Source organism: Pseudomonas sp. 25 R 14, from assembly GCF_900004755.1.
Classification (GTDB): Bacteria; Pseudomonadota; Gammaproteobacteria; order Pseudomonadales; family Pseudomonadaceae; genus Aquipseudomonas; species Aquipseudomonas brenneri.
This window is the reverse complement of record NZ_CVTS01000039.1, coordinates 87,755-110,431: the sequence shown is the minus strand read 5'-3', so window position 1 is coordinate 110,431 and position 22,677 is coordinate 87,755. Positions and strand designations below refer to the sequence as shown.

The window sequence follows — 22,677 nt, the reverse complement described above, 5'->3', positions numbered from 1 at the left end:
CATGCCCCGCAACACAATCCAGCATCTGCGATCCAAGGCCCTGGTGTTTGTGCTGTTGTGTGCCGTGCCGCTGTTTGGCGCGGCACTGCTGGCGTATCGCGGGGTGTCGCTGATCCCGCTGGCGGCCTATGGCCTGGTCAGCGTGGTGACGTTTTGCCTGTACTGGAGCGACAAGCGCAAGGCCCAGAGCGACAGTTGGCGCACCCCGGAGAAGATCCTGCATGCCATGGAACTGGCCGGTGGCTGGCCGGGTGCGTTGATCGCCCAGCAGGTGTTTCGCCACAAGACGCGCAAGGTGTCGTATCAGGTGGTGTTCTGGCTGATTGTATTGTTGCACCAGGTGTTCTGGATCGATCAGTTGTTTCTTGGCGGCACGCTGCTGTCTGTCTTCTAGATAGCCAACCCTGTAGGAGTTGGCAAGCCAGCTCCTACAGGGAACCTTATTCTTCCAGCCTCAGCCCAATCTGCGTGCGCTTGGGGAGTTTGCTCACCACCAACTGGTGGGAGCGTTGCAACAAACCACGTAGCTCCTCGCCGCCCAGCGGGTAGGGCGCTTGCATGATGATCCACTGCGCCCGCGCCAGGTACGGCGCAGGGTGGATTCCCGGGCGGTCCACGTGGCCGAGGAACAGTTCCTTGTCGACCTTGAACGCCAGGGAATCACCCCGCAGGTTCTGCAAGGCGAACATCTTGTTGCCGGCAATCGAGAACACCCGTACGCCGCCCCACTTGTAATCTTCCCGCGCACCGGGCAAACCCAGGCAGAACTGGACGACGTCGGCTTCGGTCATGATCCGCGTACTCATAGCAGTCGTTCCCCGCAATTGTTGAAGGCATGGGCCAGGAAGTCGATCCAGGCACGGATCGCTGGCGATACGCCGCGCCGGTGCGGGTACACCGCTTGCAGCCAGCCACCGGGCAATGACCATTCAGGCAGCAGTTGCACCAACTGGCCACTTTCCAGTTCTTGCTCGCAATACATCATCGGCAGCACGGTAAAGCCCAGGCCGGCGAGGGCGCTGGCCTTGCGCACCAGGAAGTCGTCGATGCCCAGGCGTGCCTCCAGCACCAGGTCGGTGGCATTGCCTGCTGGGTCGAGCATGCGCAGGTGGACCATGCGGTCGGCTTCCAGTGCGCCGAGCACGGGCAGTTGCTTGAGGTCGGCCGGGGAGTTGACCGGGTGCTCACGCACAAACTCGGGGCTGGCGACCATGGCCGTCTGGGCCTGGCGCAGGCGGCGGGTCACCAGCAGCGGATCTTCATCCCCCAGTTCGCGTACACGCAAGGCCACGTCTACGCCCTCGGCCACCAGGTCGACGCGGCGATTGACCAGCATCATTTCAAGTTGCACCAACGGGTGCGCCGCCAGGAATTGCGCTACGACGGTCGGTAAAATTTCGTGGGCTAGGCCCACCGGGCAACTGACCCGCAGGCGGCCCCGGGGCTCGCTGGACATGTTGGCCACGGCTTCGTCGGCCATTTCCGCTTCCAGCAGCATCGCCTGGCAATGCCCCAGGTAGCGTTCGCCGACGGCGGTCAGGGTCAATTGCCGGGTGGTGCGCTGCAACAAGCGGGCGCCGAGGCGTTCTTCCAGTTCGGCAATACGCCGCGACAGCCGTGACTTGGGAATCCCCAGCAGTCGGCCTGCCGCCGCGAAGCCGCCGGCTTCCACCACCTTGGCGAAATAGTAGAGGTCATTGAGGTCTTGCATGTTGAGCCTATTGTCCTGTCAGTGGGACGAACTATCGCATTTTAACCGGCTAATCGGCTATTGGATTGATCTGTAGGATTCTCTCCATCAGATCGCCCGGTGGCGGTCCTCACTTGGAGATCCCACATGAAACTCTTGCATATCGATTCCAGCATCTTGGGCGACAACTCGGTGTCCCGTCAGTTGAGCCGCGAAGTGGTCAAGGCCTGGCAGGCAGCCGAGCCGGGTGTGGACGTGACCTACCGCGACTTGGCCAGCGAAGGGATCAACCACTTTTCCGGGATTACCCTGGGCGCCCTGGGCACCGCTGCCGAGCTGCGTGATGCGGTACAGAAGCACGAAGCCGACCTGAGCGCCTCGACCCTGGCTGAGTTCCTGGCGGCTGACGCGGTGGTCATCGCAGCGCCGATGTACAACTTCACCATCCCAACCCAGCTCAAAGCCTGGATCGACCGCATTGCCGTCGCCGGCCAGACGTTCCGCTACACCGAAGCCGGCCCTGAAGGCCTGTGCGGCAACAAAAAAGTCATCGTGGTCTCCACCGCCGGCGGCCTGCACGCTGGCCAACCTACCGGTGTGGCGCACGAAGACTACTTGAAAGTGTTGCTGGGTTTCCTCGGTATCACCGATGTCGAGTTCGTGCGCGCCCATGGCCTGGCCTACGGTGACGAAGTGCGCAGCAAGGCGCTGAACGATGCCAACGCCGTGATCAGCGAGCAGCTGTTCATCGCTGCGTAAGTACGCTGTAAATTTCACCGCGGCTCGCTATCAATCTGATTCGAGACGCCTAAACTCTGTATTCTGATGGCCTGAAAGCCAGCGGAATACGGAGTTTTCTGTTTTGAACGGGCGAATCTGGCGCAGGTTATGCAGTGCAGAGCCATACCGCCCGGGCCTGAGCCGACTCCCAGGCTTCACGCAGCACAGGTGGACATCCCCCATGATGCGTCTTTGTGCAGTCTTGCTGGTTTCCCTGCTCGGCGGCCTCGTTTCGGTGCAGGCTGCGGTGGCGCCGCACCCTCATTGGAGTGTGGGCTATCACCGGATGAGCTTTCTCGACCCGCTGGATTTGCGGCCGATGAAAGCCATCGCCTTTTACCCATCCACAGGCCAGGAACATATCAGTCAGGTGGGGGCGTATCGTGTTGCCGCCACGGAGGACGCCAAGGTCGCCATTGGCCGCTTTCCGCTGTTGATGCTGTCCCACGGCAATACCGGCACGCCCCTGGCCTTGCATGACCTGGCGACGTCGCTGGCGCGCAAGGGTTTTGTGGTGGTGGCGGTGCTGCATCCGGGCGACAACTACAAAGACCACAGCCGCCTGGGTACCTTGAGCAATCTGTATGGGCGGCCGATCCAGATTTCCACAGCGATTACCGCCACCCTTGGCGACCCGATGCTGTCGCCATTCGTCAATGAGGACCAGGTGGGGGTGATTGGCTATTCGGCGGGCGGGGAAACGGCGTTGATCCTGGCCGGGGCCAAGCCGGACTTCGAGCGTTTGCGCCGTTATTGCCAGGAGCGTCCCGAAGACCATGATGCCTGTACGACCAAGGGTGAGCTGGTGGTCGACCGCGATGACCTGCAACCCCAGTCCGATCCACGGATCCATGCGTTGATGCTGATGGCACCGCTGAGTCTGATGTTTGGTCGGCACACCTTGGGCGACGTGCATGTCCCGGTGCTGCTCTACAGCGGTGATGGCGACAAGCTAGTGGCCGTGGATAAAAACGCTGCCGCCCTGGCGCGCAAACTGCCGCAGCCACCGGACTTTAAACTGTTGGCTGGGGCTGGGCACTTTATCTTCATGGCTCCGTGCGATGACGAGCAACTGGCGCTGATGCCGGCGCTGTGTACGGATGCCGACGGGGTGGACCGTGAGGGCATTCACCGCGACCTGATTTCCGAGGCCGGGCGGTTTTTCAGTCGCACCCTCGGCCAGCACTCGCGGGCCGGCATGCAGACCGCCGATCAGTAGGCCCGGCGCATCAACAGCAAGCTCAGGCCCAGGCCCGTGACGGACAGTAGGGCCGCGCAGAAGAAGATCCATGAATAACCCAGGTTCAGCGCCACCGCGCCCATCAATGGCCCGGCAATCGCCAGCGCCAGATCAAAAAACACCGCATAGGCACTCAGCCCGGCGCCCCGGCTGCTGTTGGGCACCTGCTTGATGGCTTCGACGCCCAATGCCGGATACACCAGGGACAGGCCAAAGCCGGTGAGGCCGGCGCCGATCAGGGCGATGCCAGGAGACGGTGCGAGCCACAGCAGGACCAGGCCGATGGTTTCCAGGGTCATGCAGGCAATCGCTGCGCGAAAGCCGCCGAAGCGGTTGATGCTGGAGATAAACAGCAGGCGCGACAGGATAAAGCAGATGCCAAACACCGTCAGGCACCAGGCGGCGCCGATCCAGCCGCGACTGAGGTAGAACAAGGTAATGAAGGTGGTCAAAGTGCCATAACCAATGGAGGCCAGGCACAGGCTGGCGCCAAACGGCGCAATTCGCCCGAACACCGCCCAGAACGGCAGGCGCTCGCCGCGCACCACCGGCACCGAGGGCTTTTTGCGAATCAGCACCAGGCCCAGCGCAGCCAACAGCGCCAGGGCGATACCGAGACTGTTGTAGCCGTATTGCGCAACCATCACCACGCCCAGCGGTGCGCCAATGGCGATGGCGCCATAGGACGCAATACCGTTCCACGAAATGGAGCGAGCGGTGTGTTCGGCGCCGACCTGGCCCATGCACCAACTGATGGTACCCACGCCGATCAGGCCCTGGGCTACACCGAGCAATACGCGGCCGACAATCAGAACCCCCAGGCTCAGGCTGGGCAGGCTTTGCAGCAGAGTGGCGAAAAAGGTCAAGACACCGCTGAGCAGGATGCCGCTCAAGCCGAGCACGATCGCACGCTTGGTGCCGACGTTGTCCGACATGCGCCCGGCCATGGGGCGGCTGAGGAGGGTGGCCAGGTACTGCGAACCGATCGTCACACCTGCCACGACGGCGCTAAAGCCCAACTGTTCGTGGACGTAGCCGGGAATCACCGCAATCGGCAGGCCGATGCAGATGAACGCAATAAAGGTATAGAAGACGATGGAGACGATCTGCAGGGTGATCGACAGGGAGCTGGGAGCGGCAGGCATGGAGGCTCATTCGCGGCAGGGCGGTGAACGCATCATGGCAAGGGCTGGGGAGAAAAGGAAGCAGGCTAACGATCTATCAGCAGCGTAATTTCCGTCAATGTAAAAAGCCCCGTCACTGCTGGCGGGGCTTTTACTTGCTGCATGTGGCTAACCGCTATTGGCAGCCCTTAAAACACCACACCCTGGCTACGCAGGTAGTCGTCATAGGTGCCGCTGAAGTCGATCACGCCGCTTGGGCTCAGCTCGATGATGCGGGTGGCCAGGGACGATACGAACTCACGGTCGTGGCTGACGAAGATCAGCGTGCCCGGGTAGTTCTCCAGCGCCAGGTTCAGCGCTTCGATGGATTCCATGTCCAAGTGGTTGGTCGGTTCGTCCATGACCAGCACGTTGGGCTTTTGCAGGATCAGCTTGCCGAACAGCATGCGGCCTTGTTCGCCACCGGAGATGACCTTGACCGACTTGAGGATCTCGTCGTTGGAGAACAGCATGCGCCCCAGGGTGCCACGGATCACTTGTTCGCCCTGGGCCCACTGGCCCATCCAGTCGAACAGCGTGACGTCGTCTTCGAAGTCGTGAGCGTGGTCCTGGGCGTAGTAGCCCAGCTCGGCCGCGTCGGTCCATTTCACGCTACCGGCGTCCGGGGTCAGTTCGTTGACCAGGGTGCGCAGCAGGGTGGTCTTGCCGATACCGTTCGGGCCGATGATCGCCACGCGCTCGCCGGCTTCAACCTGGAAGCTGAAGTCCTTGAACAGCGTCTTGCCGTCAAAGCCTTTGGCCATGCGCTCGACGATGACCGCCTGGCGGTGCAGCTTCTTGGTCTGTTCGAAGCGGATGAACGGGCTCACACGGCTCGAAGGCTTGACCTCGGCCAGTTGGATCTTGTCGATGGCCTTGGCGCGGGAAGTGGCCTGCTTGGCTTTCGAGGCGTTGGCCGAGAAGCGGCTGACGAACGATTGCAGTTCGGAGATCTGCGCCTTCTTCTTGGCGTTGTCCGACAGCAACTGCTCGCGGGACTGGGTCGCCACGGTCATATACTCGTCATAGTTGCCTGGGAACAGGCGCAACTCGCCGTAGTCCAGGTCAGCCATGTGCGTGCACACGCTGTTCAGGAAGTGACGGTCGTGAGAGATGATGATCATCAGGCTGTTACGCTGGGTCAGGACGTTTTCCAGCCAGCGGATGGTGTTGATGTCCAGGTGGTTGGTCGGTTCGTCGAGCAGCAACACTTCCGGATCCGAGAACAGCGCCTGGGCCAGCAATACGCGCAGCTTCCAGCCTGGAGATACTTCGCTCATCGGGCCAAAGTGCTGCTCGATGCCGATACCCAGGCCCAGCAGCAATTCGCCGGCACGGGATTCGGCGGTGTAGCCGTCCATTTCAGCGAACTCGGTTTCCAGCTCGGCCACGGCCATGCCGTCTTCTTCACTCATTTCTGGCAGAGAGTAGATGCGATCGCGCTCGGCCTTGACCTTCCACAGCTCTTCGTGACCCATGATCACGGTGTCGATCACGTTGAATTCTTCGTAGGCGAACTGATCCTGGCGCAGCTTGCCCAGGCGCACGTTCGGCTCCAGCATGACCTGGCCGCCGGACGGATCGAGGTCGCCACCGAGGATTTTCATGAAGGTCGACTTGCCGCAACCGTTGGCACCGATCAAACCATAACGGTTACCGGCGCCGAACTTGACCGAGACGTTCTCAAACAGTGGCTTGGCGCCGAACTGCATGGTGATGTTAGCTGTGGAGATCAATTACTTTACCTATCAATAGCTTGGAGTGCGCTTATTTGGGCCGGGACCCATTCGGAGCCCGGGCCAACGGGCATGCGTCAACAGCGACATCAAGGCGTGAAGCCCAGTCGCCGAGCAGAAAATATGGGGTGCATGTTGGAATTTGGCGCGCATTGTCGCATATGTGAAGCGTGAGTTATATGACAGGCAGGCGTGTCGGTCGGCGACGAGTGCCTGGATTGTCTGTTTTGGCGATAAATTCTACAAAATTCATCGAGTTGTATCGAAATTGTATTGATTGTCCGATACACGGTTGATAACAGTTGAACATCCAATGGCTGTGGATTAAGTTTTCAGCGTTCGCCCTGCAGTGATGGCTCTTTACCGGTTCAAGGATGGCGAGGCTATCGGTGCGGGGCGAACTACCTTCTGTTTTCTGACGGCGCTCATTGCCATCCTGTCGCGCACGTTCAATGGTTTGGAGACGCAATGGACACGCTGTCTGCTCAACAGGCTATCGCCAGTAACAAGGCGGCCTGGAACGAATCCGCCGAACTGCATAAAGCTACCGATCACTGGCAAAGCCTGCTGGCTGCTGTTGGCGAACCTGGCTTCAGCTGCCTGGATCCCACGCTGACCGCTTTGTTACTACAGGTCGGTGTCAAGGGCCGGGATGCGGTGCAACTGGGCTGCAATAACGGTCGTGAGAGCCTCTCACTGTATGGCCTTGGCGCCAATAGCGTGGTCGGGGTCGATCAGTCCGATGCGTTTCTGGCACAGGCGGCGCAGTTGGCCAGCCGGTCACCTCATTCGCCTGAGTTTATCGAAGCCGATATTCATCATTTGCCCGAGCGCCTGCAAGGGCGGTTTGACCTCGCCCTGATCACCATCGGCGTACTGAGCTGGATGCCGGATATCGCGCTGTTCATGCGCCATGTTGCCAGCACCCTGAAAGAAGGGGGCACGCTGGTGATCTACGAGACCCATCCGTTCCTGGAGGTGTTCGACCCCGAAGCGGCCAATCCAATGCTACCGGTCACCTCGTATTTTCGCCGCGAGCCTTTTGTGCAGCACGAGGCAATTGTCTATGAGGGGGCGAGCAATAGTGCAGTCGCGGCGTCTTACTGGTTTGTATACACCCTTGGGGAGATTGTCAGCGCGGCCATCGCGGCAGGGTTGCAGATCAGCCATTTGCAGGAGTACCCGCACTCCAATCGCGAAGAGCTCTACGATCAATACGAGAACCAGTCGGCGCAGTTGCCGATGTGCTACACGCTGACAGCCATCAAGCGCTCGGCCTGAAGGCAAAAAAAGGCCCGCTGGGGCGGCGGGCCGAGGGATTCATCAGAGGAGTTGGGTTTAACCTACCGCGCTAAACGTGAAGAGTTTGTGAAAACCTTGTCGCAAAAACGCATGCAGCCTGATCCTCTCAAACCCTGCGCACGAACGTGCGCATTGTCTGCCCGGGTGTCGTACTAAAACGAACCGGTCGTGGCATGCCTTCATCCGCCGCAATAAAAACAAACTGGTCATTATCCAGTGTGTAGCTCGCGGGCAGTTTTTTGCCGGCGTCGGCCCCTATGGCGTCTATCCAGGTGATGCTTTTGGGCGTGGTGGTGGCGTCAAGGGTAAAACGCCCCTTGAGTAATACCTTGCCGTCCAGGGTCGTGACCCGGAATTGATTACCGTCAATCGTGGTTAGCGCACCAGGCGCACTGTGTTCGTCCGGCGGGTTGGCGATGCCGCTGTCTTCGAGGGCGATTTGCTCCCAGGTACCTTGCAGGGCCTGTTTGTCCACTTCGCAAGGGCTCGCCGTGGAGTCACATAAGGTCGATGACATGAAAAGGTCCTTTGGTTGATCGGGCATACAGGTCGGGCTCATTCTCAGTCAAAACTAATTTTTAAAATAATCAATTAACCAATTTCGCGAGAAATGTCTCAAAAATATGTAGTTATGGAACTTTTCCCGTCATCAGAAACAATTTTGACATATCGTAAGGACGATGTAGGTCGATATGTCGTCTACGCTGATAATTCCATGTCTGACATTGATCTCGCTGCAAGGAAAACAATCTTCAGGGTGTAGGGATTTTTTCAGTGGCTGCATGGTCAGATAGCAGTTGCCTCGTGTCGTATCAGCCTGGCTCAGGGCGTTGTCCCTGCATTTTCAGTTGGTTATTCAGATCTGTTGTGTAGTGGGCCGCCCGCGTCCACTTTTTGAAGGGTGTCCCCATTTTGAATAGAACTCCCCAGGTGCAAGCTTCCGTGGTGTCTGATGAAATTGATTTATTTGACCTGTTCCACTCGATCTGGCGGCAAAAGAAACTGGTAATCGGCTGTACGCTTTTTGCAGGTGTCTTGGGTGTGGGTTATGCGCTGTTTGCGCCCCGCGAGTATCAGGTCAGCAGCGTGCTGCGGCCGGCAGCTATCAATGAGTTGGATGCGCTCAATCGTTCCGAGGTCTACAAGCTGCCGCCGACGGACGCGCTGGCCAAAGTGGGCGCACAACTGGATTCGTACGACGCGCGACTGAGCTTCTTCAAGGCCAACCCGACATTGTTCCAGGCGTTTCAGGAACCGGGGCGCAGCCTTGAGCAGAATTTCGAAGCGTTCAACCGCAATTCGATCAAGCTGATCTTGCCTGACGCGAAGAAAGCGGACTCCCTGAGCAGCTATATTCGCCTCGAACTGCAATATCCCTCGGACATGGACGGCGTCGCGATACTCAACGGTTTTGTCGACTATGCCATTGCCGCAGAGCGCGAGCAGGTGGGCGCCGATCTCAAGGTGATCGTCAACAACCGCCTCACCGAGCTCAAAGGCAAGATTGATGCGGCGCGCGCCAATTACGACACCGACAAGGAGTCAAAAATCGCCAAGCTGCTGGAGGGCGACAAGCTCAAGCGCGCGCAGCTTGAAGATGAACTCAGTGCCCTGCGCCTGCAGATGAAAATGCAGCGCTCCAACCGCCTGGCCGAGTTGAGCGAAGCCATCTCGATTGCCAAATCCATGGGCATCAAGAGCCCGACTACACCTTCGTCCATGGCCGATGCAGGTCGCAGCGGTTCCAGCCAGGTGATGCGCACCGAGGTCAACAACCAGCAGATCCCCTTGTACTTTCTCGGTACTGAGGCTCTTGAGGCCGAGCGCACGGCCCTGCAGCAGCGTACCAGTGATGACTTCACCAACAGCCGTATCGCGGAAATCGGCAAGGAACTGCAGTTGCTGGAGGTCAATCGCCAGGTCGAAGTCATGAAGCGGCGGGGCAATGAAGATATTTTCCTGCAGGATGTCGAGCCCTTGCGTGCTGAAGTGGCGCGCCTGCGTGGCCTGAATATCGACATGAGCGCCTTGAAACTGGTGACGATTGACCGGCGTGCCCAAGAGCCACTGAGCCCGGTCAAACCGAAGAAAGCCCTGGTGGTTGCGTTGAGCCTGGTGGGTGGTTTGTTGCTGGGGATATTCATTGCGCTGGCTCGTCATCTGGTCCTGACGCACCGCAAGACAGTCGCATATTCCGCCCTGGAAGATGACCGTTTTACCCGGCGTGAACGCAAGGATGACCAGCCATTGGGCTGAGGCAAACCGCTCCTTTCCCGGGCTGCATCGCAGCCCGGCATACCCGCCACCGCACTTTCGAGGTGGCGCGGCTACACAGTTGGAAGACACCTTTTCACAATTCTTAGTTAACCTTTGGTTACAATCTATGGCTAAAATAACTGCCATTGGCCACTATGCGAATGGTCTCCAAGACACTCGTGGGCCTGTTAATGAATTGTGATTTCAGGTGCTGCATTTTCCCTCCCTGGCCCGGCCTGGAGGAGCAGCCTGTACTCTTCTGACATGTGACGAATTCCCGTGAAACTCATCATTGTTGCTCTCTACGTTGTCTCCATTGCGTATGTACACCTGCGTGGCCGGGTGCGACATAAGCTGGGCCGTCAATTAAGCGACCACTCGACCTTTCTCGCACCGGTCAATTGCTTCCTCTACCTGTTCTCCAAGTTGCCTGCCCGCCCGTACCTTTCGCCCAGCGACTTTCCCGACCTGAGCCCACTGCAGGCGCATTGGCAGGAGATCCGCGAGGAAGGCCAGAACCTGATGCGGGCCGGGGAGATCAAGCGTTCAGACCAATACAACGATGTGGGCTTCAACTCGTTTTTCAAATCGGGCTGGAAGCGTTTCTACCTCAAGTGGTACGGCGACAGTCATCCGTCGGCCATGAAGCTGTGCCCGCGCACCACCGAGCTGGTGCAGAGTATCGGTTCGATCAAGGCCGCAATGTTTGCCGAACTACCGCCAGGCTCCAAGCTGGTCCGCCATCGTGACCCCTATGCCGGCTCTTATCGCTACCACCTGGGGTTGGATACACCCAACGATCCGGGCTGCTACATCAATGTGGACGGTGAGAACTATTACTGGCGCGACGGCGAGGCGGTGATGTTCGATGAGACGTACATCCACTACGCCGAAAACACCACGGCGCAGAACCGCATCATTTTGTTCTGCGATATTGAACGGCCGATGAAGTATCGCTGGGCGGCAGCGTTCAATCGCTGGTTCAGCCGCAACGTCATGGCAGCCGCCGGCTCGCCCAATGATGCCGGGGACAAGACCGGTGGACTGAACCGTGCCTTTACCCGCCTGTACAAGATCCGCCTGCGGGGCAAGGAACTGAAAAAGCGTAACCGCACCCGTTACTACCTGGAAAAGTGGGCGATCTTCGCCGGCCTGGCAGTGATTTTCGTGTTGATCTGAGGTTCAGTCCTTTCAAGGGCGAGTACGGAGCTGGGCTGCATCAGGGGTGTTGGAAAAGCCGTGTTACACCTGCCTGGAAACTATTGGGTTACCAAAGCCGAACCCAGCGCGTAGCGTGGTATCGAATGCAGGTATTCCTCGCCCCAGAGAAACTTTGTCATGAACAGTCGCTCGCGTAGCCTTTTGGTGCTGTTCCTGGGCCTTGCCTTGAGTGGTGGGGCGCAGGCGCAGAACCTGCCCGGCAACAACAATCCATACAACAGCCCGATCAAACGGGCCAATCCCAACAGCATGCAGGGCACACAACCCAATACGCCTGCCACTCGCGGCACCTATACCGCGCCAGTGCCTCGGCCGCCGACCCTGGAAAACGGTGGCATCGGCAATCGCTATCCGCAGCGTGATGCTACTCCCGCCCGTCCTGCCACCCAACCTTCAGCCCCGACCCGAGATGCCAATGGCAATCGCCGGCCCTGAACGAAAGGAATTCCACGGTATGTTTCTACGCCAAGCCTTTTTAGCGACCTGCTGTGCCAGTGCCCTGGCAACGGCGTTTCCCGCGTTTGCCGCCGATACCCGGCAGTTCCCCAGCGAACAAGGCAGCATCACCGCGACCCCGATTGTCAGTGGCCTGGACCATCCATGGGCAGTGGCGTTTTTGCCGGACAAGCAGGGCTTCCTGGTCACCGAGCGCCCTGGTGCGCTGCGCTTTGTGAGTGCTGACGGCAAATTGTCTGCGCCGCTCAGTGGTGTGCCGCAAGTGTGGGCCAAGGGGCAGGGCGGTTTACTGGATGTGGTGCTGTCGCCTGATTTCAAGCAAGACCGGATGGTCTACTTGTCCTACGCCGAAGGTGGCGGCAAGGGCGGTACGGCCGGCACCGCGGTAGGACGCGGGCGCCTGAGTGAGGACTTGAGCGGCTTGAAGGACTTCCAGGTGATCCTGCGCCAGGAGCCCAAGCTGTCGACCAGCAATCACTTCGGTTCGCGCCTGGTGTTTGACCGGGATGGCTACCTGTTTGTGACCCTGGGCGAGAACAATGATCGCCCCACGGCCCAGGATCTGGACAAACTGCAAGGCAAGGTTGTGCGGATCTACCCGGATGGCCGCGTGCCGGATGACAACCCATTTGTCGGTCAGCCAGGGGCCCGGCCGGAGATCTGGTCCTATGGCCAGCGCAACCCCCAGGGCGCAGCGCTGAACCCCTGGACCGGCACACTTTGGGAAAATGAACATGGCCCGCGCGGCGGCGATGAAATCAACATCATCGAGCGTGGCAAGAACTACGGCTGGCCACTGGCGACCCACGGCATCAACTATTCCTTGCTGCCGATTCCCGAGGCCGAGGGGAAAACCGCCGAAGGCACCGTCGGCCCCCATCATGTGTGGGAAAAGTCACCGGCCATCAGCGGCATGGCGTTCTACGACGCCGACCGCTTCAAGGCCTGGCAGCACAACCTTTTCATCGGCGCGTTGGCCAGCCAGGAGTTGATCCGCTTGCAGATCGATGGCGACAAGGTAGTACACGAAGAACGCCTGCTGGGTGAGTTAAAGGCACGCATCCGCGATGTGCGCCAAGGCCCGGATGGTTTCCTGTATGTGCTGACGGATGAGGCTGATGGTGTGTTGTATCAGGTCGCGCTGAAGCAGGATTGACGGCCATTGTAGGTGCTGGCTTGCCAGCGATGAACGTTAACGCTCACGCTGGCTACCTGACACACCACGGTGTTCTTGCTGACCTCAGCGCCGGCAAGCCGTCTCCTACAACCCCAGCTCGGACAGCCCTGGATGCTCGTCCGGGCGCCGTCCCAGCGGCCAATGGAATTTGCGTTCGCTTTCCTTGATCGGCATGTCATTGATGCACGCATGCCGGTTGGACATCAGGCCGTCCTGGTCAAACTCCCAGTTCTCGTTGCCGTAGGAGCGGAACCAGTTGCCGGAATCGTCGTGCCATTCATAGGCATAACGCACGGCGATACGGTTACCGGTAAAGGCCCACAATTCCTTGATCAAGCGGTAGTCCAGCTCCCGGGCCCATTTGCGGGTGAGGAAGTCCTTGGCTTGTTCGCGGCTGTGGGCGAATTCGGCGCGGTTACGCCACTGCGTGTCCAGGGTGTAGGCCAGTGACACGCGCTGCGGGTCGCGGGAGTTCCAGCCGTCTTCGGCGAGGCGGATCTTTTCAATGGCCGATTGTTCGGTAAAGGGCGGCAAGGGCGGACGCACTTGTGCATTAGCGGTCATTTGACTGCTCCTTTGGAATGTTAGTCGTTAATTCAAAGTGCCAATAACAATTGCGCCATGCATTGCGCATTATCAGCGGCGGTGACATCGCCCATTATCAAGGCGATGGTAATGGCGCCATCGACCAGGATCAGCAGTTGCGCGGCCTGTTGTTCCGGGGTCGGGGTGCCATGTGCGTTACACAGTTCAAGCAGGTATTCGAACAGTTTCTGTTTGTGTGCCCTGGCCAGCAAACGTACCGGGTCTTGCGGGTTACCGGTCTCGCCGCTGGTGTTGATAAAGGCACAGCCGCGAAAGTCGGCGGAGCCGAACCAGGTCTTGAGTGCGCTGAACACGCCAAGCAAACGGGCGCCGCTGCCAGCGTATTGCTCGACCTCACTGCGCAGCCACTGCAGCCAACGTTCGTCGCGACGTTGCAGGGCGGCGATCACCAGTTCGTCCTTATTGGCGAAGTAGCGGTAAATGCTTTTCCTGGAGACACCGGCGGTTTTCACCAACAGATCCATACCGGTGGCCGCGATGCCGTGCCGGTAGATCAACTTTTCGGTGACGTCCAGGATAATGTCGCGGGTTTCACTGCTGGTCATTTCGTTCATGTCGCAAACAGTAGAACGATCGTTCTTCTTGGTCAATAATTTATTTTAAGTGGCCAGTGGGCAGACCTGGGCACCCCCCATGGTGTAAGCTCTCGGGCTCTTCGGATTCGATCATTGCGAGCCCTATGCCGTCGTTCTTCAAACGTTCCCTGTTGCCCAAGTTGCGCGGTTTCCCCCTGGCCACCGACGCGATCGAGGTGCTGTCCGGTGCCGCCGAGTTTCGCCGTTGCCTGCTGGAGAAAATCGCCCAGGCCCAACACCGTATCTACATCGTCGCTTTGTACCTGCAACAGGACGAAGCGGGGCAAGAGGTGTTTGACGCGCTGCATGCCGCCAAGGCAGCACGGCCCGGGCTGGATATCGTGGTGATGGTTGACTGGCTGCGGGCCCAGCGCGGGCTGATCGGTGCGGGCAAGCAGCCAGGCAACAGCGCCTGGTACCAGGCGATGACCCAGTCGCACCCGACGCAAGTACCGGTGTACGGCGTACCGGTGCAGACCCGCGAACTGTTTGGCGTGCTGCATCTAAAGGGCTTTGTGATCGATGACAGCGTGCTGTATAGCGGCGCCAGTCTCAATAATGTGTATTTGCACAAGTTCGACAAATATCGCTTCGACCGCTATCACCTGATCCACAACAAACCATTGGCCGACTCCATGCAGCACCTGGTGGAGCACGGCCTGGTCGCCTCCAAGGCGGTGCACCGTCTCGACCTGCCCAACCTGCCCACCACTCGTAGCCTGCGCAATGACATCGGCGACTTGCGCAGCCGGCTCAAGCACGCGACCTATGACACCACGGCCGGCCAGGCTGGCATTGGCGGGTTGTCGGTCAGCCCGCTGCTGGGGGTGGGCAAGAACAACCCGCTGAGTCGGGTGATCTGCGAGTTGATCGCCAGCGCCCAGCAGCAGTTGACCATCTGCACCCCGTATTTCAACCTGCCGCTGCCGGTCACCCGGGAAATCAATCGTGCGCTGGCCCGTGGGGTGAAGATCGACATCATCGTTGGCGACAAGACGGCCAACGACTTCTACATCCCGCCCAGCGAGCCGTTCAGGATCATCGCTGCGCTGCCCTACCTCTACGAAATCAGCCTGCGCCGCTTTGCCAAGCGCCATCAGCGCATGATCGACAGCGGCCTGCTCAACCTGCACCTGTGGCACGACGGGGACAACACCTACCACCTCAAGGGCATGTGGGTCGACGCGCGCTATACCTTGCTCACCGGCAACAACCTCAACCCCCGGGCCTTCCGCCTGGACCTGGAAAACGCCTTGCTCATCGACGATCCCCAGGGCCAGTGGCTTGCGCCGCGGGGGCGCGAGCTTGAGGAGATTTTCCGGCACACCACGCGGATCCAGGGCTACCAACAGTTGCAGACGCTGGTGGATTACCCCGAAGCCGTTGGCAAGTTCCTGCGTCGGGTCAGTCGGGTACGGGTCGAGCGCTTGCTGTATCGGATCCTCTAGCGGCGCGGTGCTGGCCAGAGCGCTATGAGCAGCAGCAGGGCGGCGGCGACCAGGTAGGGCAGCCGTGGTTCGATGGCATAGATCAGGGTCCCGGCCAGTGGCCCGACCACTACGCCCAAGCCTTGCGCCGCACCGACTGAGCCGGCAGTGGCACCTTGTTCCGAGGCTTCCACCGCGTTGGCCGCCAGTGCGGCGAACGACGGGAAGATCCAGCCCATGCCCGCTGCCGAGACGAAGAAACACAGCCAGAGAATCCACGCCGTATCCGCGAACATGCTGCCGGCAAAGCCCAGTGCCGAGACAATGGCGCCGACGCGGATCATCCGCAGCGGTGGCCATTCGAGTTTGCGCACCAGCAATTGCGAGCAGATCAACGCCAGGCCCACCATCGTCAGGGCAATCCCGGCGGTTTGTGCGGCGTCGGCGGGGTTCATTTTCAGGCGGTCCAGGGCGAAAAAGCCCACGGTGATCTGAGCAATGGATACACACAGCATGGCGGCAAATGCCACCACCAATGGGCGCCGCAAGCGCGGGTCCGAGAGGTTGACGGCCTTGGGCGGTTGCTTGAGATGCAGTTCCTGGCGCGGCAGTTTCACCAGCAACACCAAAAAGCCCAGCATGGGCAGCAGCGCCATCGCATAAAACGGCAGGCTCAGGCTGTAGCGGGCCAGCAGCGCGGCAATCGCCGGGCCCAGTACCAGGCCGCAGGCGTTCGCCGCCCCGAGCGAGGCCATGGCCTTGGCGCGGTGGGCCGGCTCGATATTGTCCGCGATCAGCGCATAGCCACCCACCGGGATCGCGGCGTAGAACACTCCGATCAACCCGCGCCCCAACACCAGCCCGATAAAAGCCAGCATGGCCGAGGGCAGCAGTTGCAGGGAGGCGTCGATAAATACACACAGCGCCCAGTACGCCAGGGTGAAACCACCGGTACCCAACAGCAGCACCCGCCGCCGCCCCAGGCGATCACTGGCCTGGCCCCAGGGCCGCGCCAGCAGCATCCAGATCACCCCGGACACGGTCACCGCCGCACCCGCTTGCCAGGTCGCCAGCCCCAGCACCCGGGCAATGGGGCCGATCAGCGAGACAAACGCCATCATCGCCATGGTGCAGGCCATATTGGCGATCAACAGGGGGCGCAGGTTGAATGACGTTGGGGTGGGCAAGGCAGCATCAATGCTGACGGCCGAATCGGGCATGGGAAATCTTCCGTGAGTGGGATCGATTAAACGTTATAGGTAAGACGGTTAAACGCAAAGCGCGATTAGCGGCAATGATGAAGATCTACAGCTGCTCTGCGCCCTAATGCCGATCAGTAAGCGAAGATCAAACGTGGGAGCGGGCTTGCTCGCGAAAGCAGTGGGTCAGTCAACATCAATGTTTGCTAGGCCAACGCCTTCGCGAGCAAGCCCGCACACAGGGGGATGCCTGAGTCTTTCTGTCAGTTCAGGCCCAGCTTGCCACGCAGGGTCGACAGGTCTTCGGCCAGGGTGTTGACCGGGCCGACCAGGGCCTTGCGGTCATTCTCCTTGACCTTGTCATAGGTTTCAAAGCCGCCATCGGCCGTCTTGTATTTGGCCAGGATCGTGTCCACCGAGGCAAAGTTCTTGTCGACCTTGGCCAAAAACGCCTTGTCCTGTTGCTCGATCTGCCCGCGGAACAGGTCGACGATCTTTTTCGCCCCGTCGATATTGCCCTGGAAGTCATACAGGTCGGTGTGGCTGTAGCGGTCTTCTTCGCCGGAGATCTTGGTAGCGGCCACTTCTTCGAGCAGTGCGGCAGCACCGCCGACGACTTTTTCCGGCGGGAAGGTCAGGCTGGCGACGCGGGTTTGCAGGTCTTTGACGTCCTTGTTCAAACCATCGGCCAGGACGCCCAGGCCCTGGGTGCTGTTCTCGGCAAACAGACTGTATTCAATGCGGTGGAAACCGGTGAAGTCCTCGGCCTTCACGCCTTTTTCGTGATCGTCGACCCGTGAGTCGATCGCGGCATCGAGGTCGCTGAACAACTCGGCGATCGGCTCGATGGCTTCATAGTGCACGCGGGTGGGCGCGTAGAGTTTTTTCGCGGTGGCCAGGTCGCCTTTTTTCACCGCGTCGGTGAAGGCCTGGGTCTGGGTCACCAGCTCATCGATCTTGTCGGTGACATAGATCTTGTAGTCCGAAACCGGGCCCACCAGATCCAGGGGCGCCGTCGCAGCCAGGGCCGCGAGTGGAGAAAGGGTCAACAACAACGACAACGCAAGAGACGACTTTTTCATGGGGCGGTTTCCGCTGTGGAGTGGGTTCAAGTGTTGGCAGTGGCTTGCAGCAACGTGCGGCCGATGAAGTCCTGCGGCCCGGTGATGCCCGGCAGGGTGAAGAAGTAGCCGCCGCCCACTGGCTTGAGGTACTCCTCCAGGGGCTCGCCATTGAGCCGGGTTTGTACGGCGATAAAGCCTTTCTCCAGGTCCGCCTGATAGCAGATAAACAACAGGCCCATGTCCAACTGGCCGTTCTTGTTCACCCCGTTGGAGTAGTTGAAGGGCCGGCGCAGGATCAGGCTGGCCTGGGTCGCGGCGGTGCGCGGGTTGGCCAGGCGGATATGCGCATCGAGCTTGGTCAGTTTGCCTTCTGGATCCTGGCCGTAGTCCGGCACCTGGGTTTCGTTGTGGCCGCCCATGGGCGCGCCGCTGGTCTTGATCCGGCCGATGATGCTTTCCTGTTCCTGCAACGGCGTGCGGTCCCAGCGCTCGACGAAATTGCGGATGATCCGCACCGCCTGGTAGCTGCCATTGGCGGCCCAGGCCGGTTCGTCACTGCCCGGCTGCACCCACACAATCTGGTCCATGGCCTGTCTGTCGTTGGAATCAGGGTTGGCCGAGCCGTCACGAAAGCCGAGGAAGTTACGCGCACTTTGCGCCGGCTCGCCAGTACGGGCAGGGGCCTGGGGCGGCACGCTGCCTTCCTGTTTCCAGCGCACCAGCAGCAGGTCCGGCAGGTTTTTCACAATATCGCGCAGGGCGTGGATATTGGTGTCGGGGGTGTTGGAGCTCAACTGCAGGCTCAAGTCTCCATGGCACTGCGCAGGGTCCAGCGCATCATTGGGGAAGCCGATCATGCGGCTCAGGCGCCTTGGCTTGGCGCCTGCCAGCCCGAAACGCTCATCGAACAGCGACTCACCCACCGACACGGTAATCGTCAGGTTGTCCGGGGTGACCACCGGGCCGAGGATGCCGGAGTCGGTGGGCGGCAGTTTTGGATCGACCTGTGGCACCGTACCGCCGGTCATCAGGAAGCCGATGCGCTCGTTGAGGGTGCGAAACAGCCGCTCCAGGTCCTCGCGATCGCTGGCCAACACATCGAACGCCACCAGCATGCCGCAGGCTGGGCGCGGGGTGACGATGCCGCTCTGGTGCTTGCCGTGGAAGGCATGATGGTCCTGGGTTTTCTCGCTGCTGGGCGCGGTGGTGACCTGGGCCGCGCCGGCCGCCAGCGCCGGGCAACTGAGGCTGCTGCCGGCAATCGCCGCACCAGTGGCGGCCATGCCCAGCAACACACGGCGGCGCTGGGCGTTGAACTGTTCTGAATCACTCATCTATTCGGTCGTCTTCACTGAAGGCCAGAGAGGCCAAGGGCTGGGTCGATTCCATCGAGTGCGGCGGCCAGAGCCTTGGCCTTGTCGGCGATCTGCTGGCGCTGATCGGCGGTAACGCTGTCATAGGTGCGGTAGTGGCCATCGACCTTCAGGCCGTCGAGTTGCGCCGCGAAGGTGCTGATCGCGCTATCGATCCCCGGCAACAGGTCGGCGGCGGACTTGGCCAGTAGCGGTCGCATCAGGTCTACCACCTTGCGCGCCACTTCAAGGTTGGCGGCAAAACCATTGAGGTCGAGGTGGCTGTAGCGTTCTTCCTCGCCACTGGCGGCACGCACGTCGGCCAGGCTGTTGAGGTTGCGCACCACGATGCTCACCAACTGCTCGGGCGGCAGCGACTGCGCCAGCAATTGCTGCTTGAGGGTGGTGACATCGTTCACCAGGCGCTGGGCAATCGGCGTCAGGCCGTCGAGGCTGTGTTGCGCGAACAGGCCGTATTCCAGGCGATGGAAGCCGCTGAAGGCCGGGTCCTGTTCGCGTTTTTCGAAGTAATCGGCGCGGGCGTTGATCGCGTTGTCCAGCTCGGCCAGGCGCTGGGCCGCCGGGGCCAGGTGCTGGTAAGCCTCGCGTGCCGGCAGGTACAGGGCCTGGGCTTGCGTCAGGTCGCCAGCAATCATCGCCTGCTCCAGGGCCGTGACGGCTTTGATCAAGGCGCCACTTTGGCTGCTCAGATACACGCGAAACTCTGACAGCGGGCCGATAAAGGCCACCATCGACGGCTTGGCTTTGGCCTGGGCGTCGGACTCGGCGGTGGGTGTTACATGCAGGGTGCCGCGCGGGTTGCTCAACAGGCCACAAGTAATGGCGTAGTCGCCCGGCAGCAGGTTGGCGTTGATCACCTGGCTCAGGCCCGGGGCGATGTTTTCACGCTCTTCGACGACCAGTACGCCGTCGAGGATCTCCCACTCAACCGCGCGATCCGAACGGTTGATGATGCGAAAACTCGCGCGACCGGCCGGTACTGTCAGGGCATTGGGTTCGCAGGCGTGAGCGTGGATGATCACGGCAATTTCATTGTGATTGATCTGACGCTTGGCGGCGGCCAATTGCGAGGCGTAGTAGAACAGCCCACCGGCGGCGATCATCACGATCACCGAGCCGGCTAACGCCCAACGCAAGGCGCGGGGTGGCGAGGCGGGAGCTTGGTTTGGCAAGGGACAACCTTACTGGCTGGAGACGGAAGAGGGGTTGGCTGGCGCGGCGGGCATGATGAACATCAGCAACGCCAGCATCAGGTAAATCAGATAGGCGCCCAGGGTGCTGACGGTCGGCGCGTCCTGATAGCCGAACATGCCGGCCAGCACCGAACCCAGCGGACCATCCACCGGCAAGGTTGCGCTGATATCGAACAGTACGTTTTGCAGGTGGTTCCACACCCCGGCTTCATGCAGGGCCTGCACCGAATTGGCGAGGATGCCGGCGGCCACCACCAGGATGAACAGCCCGGTCCAGCGAAAGAACGCAGCGAGGTTCAGGCGCATGCTGCCGCTGTAGATCAGGAACCCCACGACAATCGCCAGCACCAGGCCGAGCAGGGCACCGATGGGCGCAGCCGGGCCTTCGCTCTGCTGGAACACGGCCAGGAGGAAGAACACCGTTTCCAGGCCTTCGCGGGCCACGGCGAAAAACACCATGGCGATCAGCGCGATCACCTGGTTGCGCGAGCTCGCCAAGGCATGATCCAGGGATTGGTGCAGGGAGTGCTTGATCGAGCGTGCGACCTTGCGCATCCAGAACACCATGGAACTGAGGATGGCCACGGCCACCAGGCCGACAATGCCTTCGAACAGTTCTTGCTGCTTTTGCGGGAACTCGGCGCTGACCAGCTCCAGGCCGCCACCGACCAGCAGGGCCAGGGCGGCGGCGAGAAACACGCCAATCCATACGGCCGGCATCCACTGGCCACGGCCGGTCTGTTGCAAGTAGCTGGCGATGATGCCAACGATCAAGGCGGCTTCAATGCCTTCGCGCAACATGATGAGAAAGGGGACGAGCATCGGACACCGCAACGTAATTAGTTAGGGTGCTAAGTTGTAGCATAATGATACTCATTACTAAACAGAGGATCTTGACGTTTTCTGAACGCTGCCTGAACAGAGTTTCATACCCCGGCGGCTACGGTGAGTGACGTTAATTTGAGTTCCTCACAAGCCAACACGCTCCTACAATGGCCGACTTACAAGATTGAGCCCTGGACCATGTCGGAAAAAGACACCATCTCTATCCATCTGGTGCATGAAGCGCTGTTGCAGAGCTGCGCCCCCGGTGCGGCGACGCGCGAGGCGCTGGTCAAGGTCGGGATTGATCCGGTTTTGCTGGAGCAGCCTGATGCCAGGGTCCCGGCGTTGGCTTATGCACGCCTGTGGCGTTTGCTGGCACGGCGCAGGGATGACGAATTCTTTGGCATGGACCCGCGCAAGCTCAAATCCGGCAGTCTGGAATTCCTCTGCCGTGCGTCCATGGCCCAGCCGACCCTGGCCGACGCCCTGCAAACCGTTCTGAGTTTCCTGTCGCTGATGCTGGAAAACCTGCCCGCCGAACTGGTGCGCCAACAAAGCCTGGCAGAAATCGTATTGCTGGAACCCGAAACAGAACCGCGCCGGGCGTTCACCTATTTTTGCTACTGGATGATCGTCCACGGCGTCGCCTGCTGGCTGGCCGGGCGGCGCATTCCGATCCTGGCCATCGAGTTGCGGGGGGCGCAGCCAGGGTTTTGTGACGATTACCAGGTGATGTTTTCCGACAACCTGCGCTTCGACCGGCCCCGTACCCGGATGATCTTCTCGGCCGACTGCCTCGACCTGCCGATCAAGCGCAGCCCCGAGGAACTCAAGCGCTTTCTGGCCCAGGCACCGGCCAATATTCTGGTCAAGTACCGTGACCCGGACAGCCTGGCAATGCGCATCAAGCATGACCTGCGCCAGCGCCCGGCCCAACACTGGCCGGAAACCGAAAGCCTGGCCCACGACCTGTGCATGTCCGCGTCCACCCTGCGCCGGCGCCTGGCCGAAGAAGGGCAGACCTACCAGGGCCTCAAGGACAGCGTGCGCAAGGAGCTGGCGGTTGTCTGGCTGGCCGAGGCCGATATCAGCTTCGCCGAGATCGCCAGCCGCCTGGGCTTTGCTGATGTGAGTTCGTTCTACAAAGCCTTTCGCAAGTGGTCGGGGTCCAATCCCGGGCACTACCGCAGCTTGATCCTGACTTAAGTCAATTACTGTAGGAGCGAGCTTGCTCGCGAAAAACGTTAACGATAACGGGGCGCGCAGGGCGAACGCGGCGCTCTCAAGTTTTTTCGCGAGCAAGCTCGCTCCTACCTGATAAGCAGGCAAAAAAAAGCCCCGTGACCGAATGGACCACGGGGCTAAAAATTGGCTGGATGCGACCAACCAAAGGA

22 protein-coding genes are annotated in these 22,677 nt (G+C 60.3%); 10 read left to right on the top strand and 12 right to left on the bottom strand.

What is annotated here, in order from left to right; genetic code table 11:
* The first annotated feature begins 1 nt into the window (after position 1).
* Positions 2-394 (top strand): DUF1294 domain-containing protein, encoded by a 393-nt coding sequence (locus tag BFQ03_RS12270; protein WP_050593368.1) that lies wholly within the window; start codon positions 2-4, stop codon positions 392-394.
* Positions 395-440: 46 nt separating this feature from the next.
* Here BFQ03_RS12270 and BFQ03_RS12265 read toward each other — a convergent pair whose 3' ends face one another.
* Positions 441-791: an MmcQ/YjbR family DNA-binding protein gene (locus tag BFQ03_RS12265; RefSeq protein ID WP_032860509.1), complete on the bottom strand. Its 351-nt coding sequence runs from the start codon at positions 789-791 to the stop codon at positions 441-443.
* Between the two features lie 11 nt (positions 792-802).
* The gene (locus BFQ03_RS12260; RefSeq protein ID WP_032860508.1) at positions 803-1,711 is read right to left on the bottom strand and encodes a LysR substrate-binding domain-containing protein; all 909 of its coding nucleotides are present in this window, start codon (positions 1,709-1,711) and stop codon (positions 803-805) included.
* Between the two features lie 126 nt (positions 1,712-1,837).
* On the opposite strand from BFQ03_RS12260, the gene BFQ03_RS12255 reads away from it, so the two are divergent.
* Together BFQ03_RS12255 and BFQ03_RS12250 are read left to right on the top strand one after the other, a co-directional pair.
* Complete coding sequence (locus BFQ03_RS12255; protein WP_032860507.1) at positions 1,838-2,449, top strand: FMN-dependent NADH-azoreductase; 612 nt, start codon at positions 1,838-1,840, stop codon at positions 2,447-2,449.
* Between the two features lie 202 nt (positions 2,450-2,651).
* Positions 2,652-3,689, top strand: coding sequence for an alpha/beta hydrolase family protein (locus tag BFQ03_RS12250; protein WP_065943236.1), 1,038 nt, complete (start codon positions 2,652-2,654; stop codon positions 3,687-3,689).
* Here BFQ03_RS12250 and BFQ03_RS12245 read toward each other — a convergent pair.
* Both BFQ03_RS12245 and BFQ03_RS12240 read right to left on the bottom strand, forming a co-directional pair.
* A complete protein-coding gene (locus BFQ03_RS12245; RefSeq protein ID WP_032860505.1) occupies positions 3,683-4,855 on the bottom strand; it encodes an MFS transporter in 1,173 nt (390 codons plus the stop codon). The genes BFQ03_RS12250 and BFQ03_RS12245 overlap by 7 nt on opposite strands.
* Positions 4,856-5,022: 167 nt before the next feature.
* The gene (locus BFQ03_RS12240) at positions 5,023-6,609 is read right to left on the bottom strand and encodes an ABC-F family ATPase (RefSeq protein WP_082445592.1); all 1,587 of its coding nucleotides are present in this window, start codon (positions 6,607-6,609) and stop codon (positions 5,023-5,025) included.
* Between the two features lie 468 nt (positions 6,610-7,077).
* Here BFQ03_RS12240 and BFQ03_RS12235 point away from each other — a divergent pair, with 468 nt between their 5' ends.
* Positions 7,078-7,890: a class I SAM-dependent methyltransferase gene (locus BFQ03_RS12235; protein WP_065943235.1), complete on the top strand. Its 813-nt coding sequence runs from the start codon at positions 7,078-7,080 to the stop codon at positions 7,888-7,890.
* A 127-nt stretch (positions 7,891-8,017) separates the two neighbouring features.
* Here BFQ03_RS12235 and BFQ03_RS12230 read toward each other — a convergent pair whose 3' ends face one another.
* On the bottom strand, positions 8,018-8,428 hold the full coding sequence (locus tag BFQ03_RS12230; RefSeq protein WP_065943310.1) for a TIGR03067 domain-containing protein: 411 nt from the start codon (positions 8,426-8,428) through the stop codon (positions 8,018-8,020).
* A gap of 395 nt (positions 8,429-8,823) precedes the next feature.
* Here BFQ03_RS12230 and BFQ03_RS12225 point away from each other — a divergent pair, with 395 nt between their 5' ends.
* The 4 genes from BFQ03_RS12225 to BFQ03_RS12210 all read left to right on the top strand — a co-directional run bounded on the left by BFQ03_RS12225 (position 8,824) and on the right by BFQ03_RS12210 (position 13,000).
* Positions 8,824-10,167, top strand: coding sequence for a Wzz/FepE/Etk N-terminal domain-containing protein (locus BFQ03_RS12225; RefSeq protein WP_065943234.1), 1,344 nt, complete (start codon positions 8,824-8,826; stop codon positions 10,165-10,167).
* A 279-nt stretch (positions 10,168-10,446) separates the two neighbouring features.
* Positions 10,447-11,346, top strand: a complete 900-nt coding sequence (gene lpxO / locus BFQ03_RS12220) for a lipid A hydroxylase LpxO (RefSeq protein ID WP_032860500.1) — start codon at positions 10,447-10,449, stop codon at positions 11,344-11,346.
* Positions 11,347-11,505: 159 nt separating this feature from the next.
* Positions 11,506-11,823: a hypothetical protein gene (locus BFQ03_RS12215; RefSeq protein ID WP_065943233.1), complete on the top strand. Its 318-nt coding sequence runs from the start codon at positions 11,506-11,508 to the stop codon at positions 11,821-11,823.
* Between the two features lie 19 nt (positions 11,824-11,842).
* Positions 11,843-13,000 (top strand): PQQ-dependent sugar dehydrogenase, encoded by a 1,158-nt coding sequence (locus tag BFQ03_RS12210; protein WP_065943232.1) that lies wholly within the window; start codon positions 11,843-11,845, stop codon positions 12,998-13,000.
* 105 nt (positions 13,001-13,105) lie between these two features.
* Here the strand turns inward: BFQ03_RS12210 and BFQ03_RS12205 are convergent, their stop codons facing one another.
* Together BFQ03_RS12205 and BFQ03_RS12200 are read right to left on the bottom strand one after the other, a co-directional pair.
* Positions 13,106-13,585, bottom strand: coding sequence for a nuclear transport factor 2 family protein (locus BFQ03_RS12205; RefSeq protein WP_032860495.1), 480 nt, complete (start codon positions 13,583-13,585; stop codon positions 13,106-13,108).
* 32 nt (positions 13,586-13,617) lie between these two features.
* On the bottom strand, positions 13,618-14,181 hold the full coding sequence (locus BFQ03_RS12200) for a TetR/AcrR family transcriptional regulator (protein WP_032860493.1): 564 nt from the start codon (positions 14,179-14,181) through the stop codon (positions 13,618-13,620).
* 125 nt (positions 14,182-14,306) lie between these two features.
* Here BFQ03_RS12200 and pssA point away from each other — a divergent pair, with 125 nt between their 5' ends.
* Entirely contained in the window at positions 14,307-15,650 is a 1,344-nt protein-coding gene (pssA, locus tag BFQ03_RS12195; RefSeq protein WP_065943231.1) for a CDP-diacylglycerol--serine O-phosphatidyltransferase, read from the top strand.
* On the opposite strand, the gene BFQ03_RS12190 is transcribed toward pssA, so the two are convergent.
* The 5 genes from BFQ03_RS12190 to efeU all read right to left on the bottom strand — a co-directional run bounded on the left by BFQ03_RS12190 (position 15,647) and on the right by efeU (position 21,280).
* Positions 15,647-16,849 carry an MFS transporter gene (locus BFQ03_RS12190; protein WP_065943230.1) on the bottom strand — a complete coding sequence of 401 codons (1,203 nt, stop codon included), beginning with the start codon at positions 16,847-16,849 and terminating at the stop codon, positions 15,647-15,649. The genes pssA and BFQ03_RS12190 overlap by 4 nt on opposite strands.
* A gap of 242 nt (positions 16,850-17,091) precedes the next feature.
* On the bottom strand, positions 17,092-17,910 hold the full coding sequence (gene efeO / locus BFQ03_RS12185; RefSeq protein WP_065943229.1) for an iron uptake system protein EfeO: 819 nt from the start codon (positions 17,908-17,910) through the stop codon (positions 17,092-17,094).
* A 26-nt stretch (positions 17,911-17,936) separates the two neighbouring features.
* Positions 17,937-19,226 carry an iron uptake transporter deferrochelatase/peroxidase subunit gene (gene efeB / locus BFQ03_RS12180; RefSeq protein WP_065943228.1) on the bottom strand — a complete coding sequence of 430 codons (1,290 nt, stop codon included), beginning with the start codon at positions 19,224-19,226 and terminating at the stop codon, positions 17,937-17,939.
* A gap of 14 nt (positions 19,227-19,240) precedes the next feature.
* Positions 19,241-20,368, bottom strand: a complete 1,128-nt coding sequence (gene efeO, locus BFQ03_RS12175; RefSeq protein ID WP_139115687.1) for an iron uptake system protein EfeO — start codon at positions 20,366-20,368, stop codon at positions 19,241-19,243.
* A gap of 78 nt (positions 20,369-20,446) precedes the next feature.
* Positions 20,447-21,280: an iron uptake transporter permease EfeU gene (gene efeU, locus BFQ03_RS12170; RefSeq protein WP_065943226.1), complete on the bottom strand. Its 834-nt coding sequence runs from the start codon at positions 21,278-21,280 to the stop codon at positions 20,447-20,449.
* Between the two features lie 201 nt (positions 21,281-21,481).
* On the opposite strand from efeU, the gene BFQ03_RS12165 reads away from it, so the two are divergent.
* Positions 21,482-22,489, top strand: coding sequence for an AraC family transcriptional regulator (locus BFQ03_RS12165; RefSeq protein WP_065943225.1), 1,008 nt, complete (start codon positions 21,482-21,484; stop codon positions 22,487-22,489).
* Positions 22,490-22,677 lie beyond the last annotated feature (188 nt).

Coding starts and splice junctions, on each gene's coding strand:
- BFQ03_RS12165 (WP_065943225.1), top strand. CDS start 21,482: ATGTCGGAAAAAGACACCATCTCTATCCATCTGGTGCATGAAGCGCTG.
- efeB (WP_065943228.1), bottom strand. CDS start 19,226: ATGAGTGATTCAGAACAGTTCAACGCCCAGCGCCGCCGTGTGTTGCTG.
- efeO (WP_065943229.1), bottom strand. CDS start 17,910: ATGAAAAAGTCGTCTCTTGCGTTGTCGTTGTTGTTGACCCTTTCTCCA.
- BFQ03_RS12235 (WP_065943235.1), top strand. CDS start 7,078: ATGGACACGCTGTCTGCTCAACAGGCTATCGCCAGTAACAAGGCGGCC.
- BFQ03_RS12270 (WP_050593368.1), top strand. CDS start 2: ATGCCCCGCAACACAATCCAGCATCTGCGATCCAAGGCCCTGGTGTTT.
- pssA (WP_065943231.1), top strand. CDS start 14,307: ATGCCGTCGTTCTTCAAACGTTCCCTGTTGCCCAAGTTGCGCGGTTTC.
- BFQ03_RS12190 (WP_065943230.1), bottom strand. CDS start 16,849: ATGCCCGATTCGGCCGTCAGCATTGATGCTGCCTTGCCCACCCCAACG.
- BFQ03_RS12210 (WP_065943232.1), top strand. CDS start 11,843: ATGTTTCTACGCCAAGCCTTTTTAGCGACCTGCTGTGCCAGTGCCCTG.
- efeU (WP_065943226.1), bottom strand. CDS start 21,280: ATGCTCGTCCCCTTTCTCATCATGTTGCGCGAAGGCATTGAAGCCGCC.
- BFQ03_RS12255 (WP_032860507.1), top strand. CDS start 1,838: ATGAAACTCTTGCATATCGATTCCAGCATCTTGGGCGACAACTCGGTG.
- BFQ03_RS12215 (WP_065943233.1), top strand. CDS start 11,506: ATGAACAGTCGCTCGCGTAGCCTTTTGGTGCTGTTCCTGGGCCTTGCC.
- BFQ03_RS12230 (WP_065943310.1), bottom strand. CDS start 8,428: ATGTCATCGACCTTATGTGACTCCACGGCGAGCCCTTGCGAAGTGGAC.
- BFQ03_RS12200 (WP_032860493.1), bottom strand. CDS start 14,181: ATGAACGAAATGACCAGCAGTGAAACCCGCGACATTATCCTGGACGTC.
- BFQ03_RS12245 (WP_032860505.1), bottom strand. CDS start 4,855: ATGCCTGCCGCTCCCAGCTCCCTGTCGATCACCCTGCAGATCGTCTCC.
- BFQ03_RS12250 (WP_065943236.1), top strand. CDS start 2,652: ATGATGCGTCTTTGTGCAGTCTTGCTGGTTTCCCTGCTCGGCGGCCTC.
- BFQ03_RS12260 (WP_032860508.1), bottom strand. CDS start 1,711: ATGCAAGACCTCAATGACCTCTACTATTTCGCCAAGGTGGTGGAAGCC.
- BFQ03_RS12205 (WP_032860495.1), bottom strand. CDS start 13,585: ATGACCGCTAATGCACAAGTGCGTCCGCCCTTGCCGCCCTTTACCGAA.
- BFQ03_RS12265 (WP_032860509.1), bottom strand. CDS start 791: ATGACCGAAGCCGACGTCGTCCAGTTCTGCCTGGGTTTGCCCGGTGCG.
- efeO (WP_139115687.1), bottom strand. CDS start 20,368: ATGATCGCCGCCGGTGGGCTGTTCTACTACGCCTCGCAATTGGCCGCC.